This window comes from Carnobacterium sp. (genome assembly GCF_032094055.1).
Taxonomy (GTDB): domain Bacteria; phylum Bacillota; class Bacilli; order Lactobacillales; family Carnobacteriaceae; genus Carnobacterium_A.
Genome location: NZ_DAMDAK010000007.1, coordinates 17,326 through 21,537, shown reverse-complemented (window position 1 = coordinate 21,537; position 4,212 = coordinate 17,326). Strand labels below are relative to the sequence as shown.

Genomic DNA, 4,212 nt, shown 5'->3' with positions numbered 1-4,212 from the left:
ACCAGTGTAAATCTCCTATCTATTTTCGATTAAATCAATAGGATCTTGCTATTAACAAAAAATGACCTCTTTTTCCTATTTTATTCAGGAGAAAGCGGCATTTTTTTTACAGATAAATTGAAAAAATAGAGCCGTTGCATGAATTATGCTATACTAAAATAATAGAAAATAGATGAAATGAGGGCGGAATAAATGACAAAATTACAAAATCAAATCATTAAAGAAATGCACGTAGCTCCGGAAATCAATGTACAGTTAGAAATACGAAAAAGTATTGATTTTCTAAAAACTTACTTGCGTAAAAATCCGTTTTTAAAAACTTTAGTATTAGGAATCAGCGGAGGGCAAGATTCAACACTTGGAGGAAAATTAAGCCAAATGGCTATGGCTGAAATGCGCGAAGAAACAGGAGATTCTGATTACCGCTTTATTGCGATCCGCTTGCCTTACGGTGAACAAGCTGATGAACAAGATGCAATTGATGCAGTAGCGTTTATTGGAGCAGATGAAAGTATACGAGTCAATATCAAACCAGCAGTCGATGCAACGGTTCAAACCTTAAAAGAAACCGGTGTAGAGGTAAGTGATTTTGTTAAGGGAAATATCAAAGCTCGCCAACGGATGATTGTTCAATATGCTGTTGCTGGGATGCGTCAAGGTGCAGTAATTGGAACGGACCATGCTGCTGAAGCAGTAACCGGTTTTTATACTAAATTTGGCGATGGTGCTTCAGATCTTACACCGTTGACTCGATTGAATAAACGACAAGGAAGAGCATTGCTGCAAGCATTGGGAGCACCAGAACATTTGTATTTGAAAATCCCGACAGCTGATTTAGAAGAAAACAAACCGGGAATAGCAGATGAAGTAGCTTTAGGTGTTACCTATGAAGACATTGATAACTACCTTGAAGGAAAAGAAGTAGATCCGACAGTTGCAGCACAAATAGAAACATGGTATTTGAAAACCCAGCACAAGCGTCATTTGCCTATTTCTCTCTTTGATGATTTCTGGAAATAAAGAAAGGTAACAGCTATTCCGCTAAATAATTCAAACTGGAATAGCTTGTTTTTTTAGATAGGAAGAAAGGGAGAAAACTGTGAAAATAGAACAAATCTCAATTGTTGTTCCTTGTTTTAATGAAGAACTGGCTTTACCTTTTTTCTATGCAGCTTTAGAGGAGACCCGCAAAAACCTTAAACAGGCAGACATTGAGTATATTTTTATAGATGATGGTTCAAAGGATCAGACATTAAATATCCTTAAAAAGTTTGCAGCACAAGATACAAAACGAGTTCATTACTTATCCTTTTCCAGAAATTTCGGAAAAGAAGCGGCTTTAATAGCTGGGTTGCAGTATGCTACAGGTGATTATATTGCAGTAATGGATGCCGATTTGCAAGATCCGCCTGAATTGTTGCCGGAAATGCTGGAGTTATTACGAACGAAGGAATATGACTGTATTGGTACCCGGCGCATAACGCGCAATGGGGAACCTCCTATTCGTTCTTTTTTTGCGAATTGCTTTTATCGATTGATGAATCGCATTTCTGATACAGAATTTGTTGATGGCGCTAGAGATTATCGCTTAATGACCAGAAGAATGGTGAAAGCTGTTCTTTCGCTTGATGAAGTAAATCGTTTTTCAAAAGGCATTTTTAGCTGGGTAGGATTTGAAACCTATTATTTGCCTTATGAAAATAAAGAACGGGTAGCTGGAAAAACGTCTTGGTCTTTTTGGGGATTATTCAATTATTCTTTAGAAGCCATCATTAATTTTTCAGAATTCCCTTTAACTTTTGCTTCATTTATTGGGTTGTTTTCCTTTCTGGCAGCGATTTTTTTCTTGCTGTTTATTGTTGTTCGAGCTTTGATTTTTGGAGACCCGACAGCTGGGTGGCCTTCATTAGTAACGATTATGCTTGCGGTTGGTGGACTTCAGTTATTTTGTTTAGGAATTGTAGGGAAGTATTTAGGAAAAACGTATTTAGAAACGAAAAGACGACCATTATATATTTTAAAAGAAACAGATCAAACTGAAAAAGAAAAAAAGTAGTAGCGAAGTAAGCAGATTTTTTTGCAGTAAAGAAGGGATGAAAAAATGGAAAGAAATTCCCGTAGGCCACTGAAACAAAAAGAGAACAGCTCAGTTTCCCGCGGTTCATTTAATCAGATAGTAAAAGAAATAGGCATTACGTTGGTCGTTGGAATTCTCGGAGCTGTTTTTTCAAATTTTTTGTTACAAGTTTTTCAAAACCAATTTAGTTTTGAACTGGCTTGGTTGTTTATGGTTCATTGGCATACCGAATTATTTTTACTAGGAACAAGCGTCTTATTCGTTCTTTATATCTGGTTTTCAGCGCTCATAGGTAGTCGGCGAGTCGGAATGACTCTCTTATTTTTATTGTCTGTCTCATTAGGCGTGGCAACTCAACAAAAGATGCTGCTGCGTGAAGAACCGATGTACCCATCTGATTTCTCTATGTTGACCAATTTACCTTTTTTACTTCAAATGGTAAACGGTAAAACACTGTTGTTTATCCTATTCTTATTCATAATCAGCTTAGCTATCATTTATTGGCTGATTAAACAGTCTCGTAAACGAGTAAAACAAAAAGGCTCGAATCATAAGTCCATTTACAGAATAGTAAGAATAGGAGTATGGCTGTTATCCAGTGGTTTGCTGGCCTATGTTTATGGATTTAACGATTCTGGAAACCTAGTTAAAGCAGCTTATAACGATTATGCTTATTGGATTCCTTACAGCCAAGAAATGAACTATTATAATAATGGTTTTGTCGGCGGCTTTCTATACAACTTAAATGTTACACCAATGGAGCAGCCAGCTGATTACTCGAAAAAAAGAATAGAACAACTCGTTACTAAATATCAAAAACAAGCAGAGCAGATCAATCAAACGAGAATGGGTAAGTTGGATGATGTAAATATCGTCTACGTTATGAACGAAAGTTTTTCAGATCCTACTCAATTAAACGGTGTTGACGTATCTGATGACCCCTTGCCTCAAATCAGACAACTGATGAGTCAAGAGACAAGTGGGGAAATGTTGTCTCAGGGGTATGGCGGCGGAACGGCAAATATTGAATTTGAAGCCTTAACAGGTTTGTCGATGGAGCCTTTTGCATCTAATTTAAGCACCCCTTATACTCAGATGGCGACTCGTATGAAAGAATTGCCGTCACTAGTAACTTATTTAAAAGAAACAGGACATCAGACTACTGCTATCCATCCATATAACACTTCAATGTACAAACGCAAACAAGTCTACAGTGAGATGGGATTTGATACATTTTTGTACGATCAAACGATGACGTATCATCAGACAATTGAAAATAATCCTTATATTTCTGATCGATCGGCTTATCAAGAAGTGATCAAACAGTTAAACCAAACAAAAGAAGCAGATTTTATTCATCTAGTGACCATGCAAAATCATATGCCGTATGGCCAAAATTATCCTTCTACAACGTTTTCTGCACAAGGAACAGCTGATAATAATGAAGCAGCTCATTACTATCAAGGGATAGCTTATAGTGATACTGCATTAGCAGATTTTTTGAAAGATCTGAAAAAACTTAACCAAGAAACAATTGTTGTCTTTTGGGGCGATCACTTGCCTGGTTTTTATGGCGAAGAAGTTTTAGGCGCAAACAGTGAATTAACGATGCATCAGACGCCTTTGCTGATTGCTTCTTCCAGAAAGACCGAAAAAGAAGCACTTGGAACCATCAGCCCTATTTATTTTATGAACCATGTGTTAAAAGCAGCGAACGCTCCAGTATCGCCTTATCATGCACTGTTAATGACTTTAGAACAAACATTACCAGCTTTTGAAAAAGGGATTTATCTAGAAGATAATAATCAAGAGCCAAAACAAGAACGTCTGGACTTGTCTGCAAAAACGCAGCAAATTTTAGCAGAATATGATTTGTTGCAATATGATGTTACGGTCGGGAAAAACTACAGCAAAGAGCAAAATTTTTTCTCAAACTGAAGAAACGATATTCTTCTTGACTTATGGTCTAGACCATTTATAATAAAAAGTGATTAAATAAAGGAGGGCTTACATGGGAACAACTGTATGGATAAATGCAACTCTTTATACGGGAACAGAAAAGATAGAAAAAGGTTTTGTCCGTTGTGCAAAAACTATTTTGGACATTGGTGAAATGGCTGATTTTAAAGAAGCTG

3 protein-coding genes are annotated in these 4,212 nt (G+C 36.8%); all 3 read left to right on the top strand.

From position 1 onward, the window contains the following. Window positions 1-192 precede the first annotated feature (192 nt). The 3 genes from nadE to RT405_RS02070 all read left to right on the top strand — a co-directional run bounded on the left by nadE (window position 193) and on the right by RT405_RS02070 (window position 4,015). Window positions 193-1,020, top strand: coding sequence for an ammonia-dependent NAD(+) synthetase (nadE, locus tag RT405_RS02080; RefSeq protein ID WP_313467151.1), 828 nt, complete (start codon window positions 193-195; stop codon window positions 1,018-1,020). Between the two features lie 79 nt (window positions 1,021-1,099). Next, window positions 1,100-2,056, top strand: coding sequence for a glycosyltransferase family 2 protein (locus RT405_RS02075; protein ID WP_313467149.1), 957 nt, complete (start codon window positions 1,100-1,102; stop codon window positions 2,054-2,056). Between the two features lie 45 nt (window positions 2,057-2,101). After that, on the top strand, window positions 2,102-4,015 hold the full coding sequence (locus RT405_RS02070) for a sulfatase-like hydrolase/transferase (protein WP_313467147.1): 1,914 nt from the start codon (window positions 2,102-2,104) through the stop codon (window positions 4,013-4,015). Window positions 4,016-4,212: the final 197 nt, after the last annotated feature.

Bases quoted from the DNA above. Each gene is read 5' to 3' on its own strand.
- nadE (WP_313467151.1), top strand. From the start codon at position 193: ATGACAAAATTACAAAATCAAATCATTAAAGAAATGCACGTAGCTCCG.
- RT405_RS02070 (WP_313467147.1), top strand. From the start codon at position 2,102: ATGGAAAGAAATTCCCGTAGGCCACTGAAACAAAAAGAGAACAGCTCA.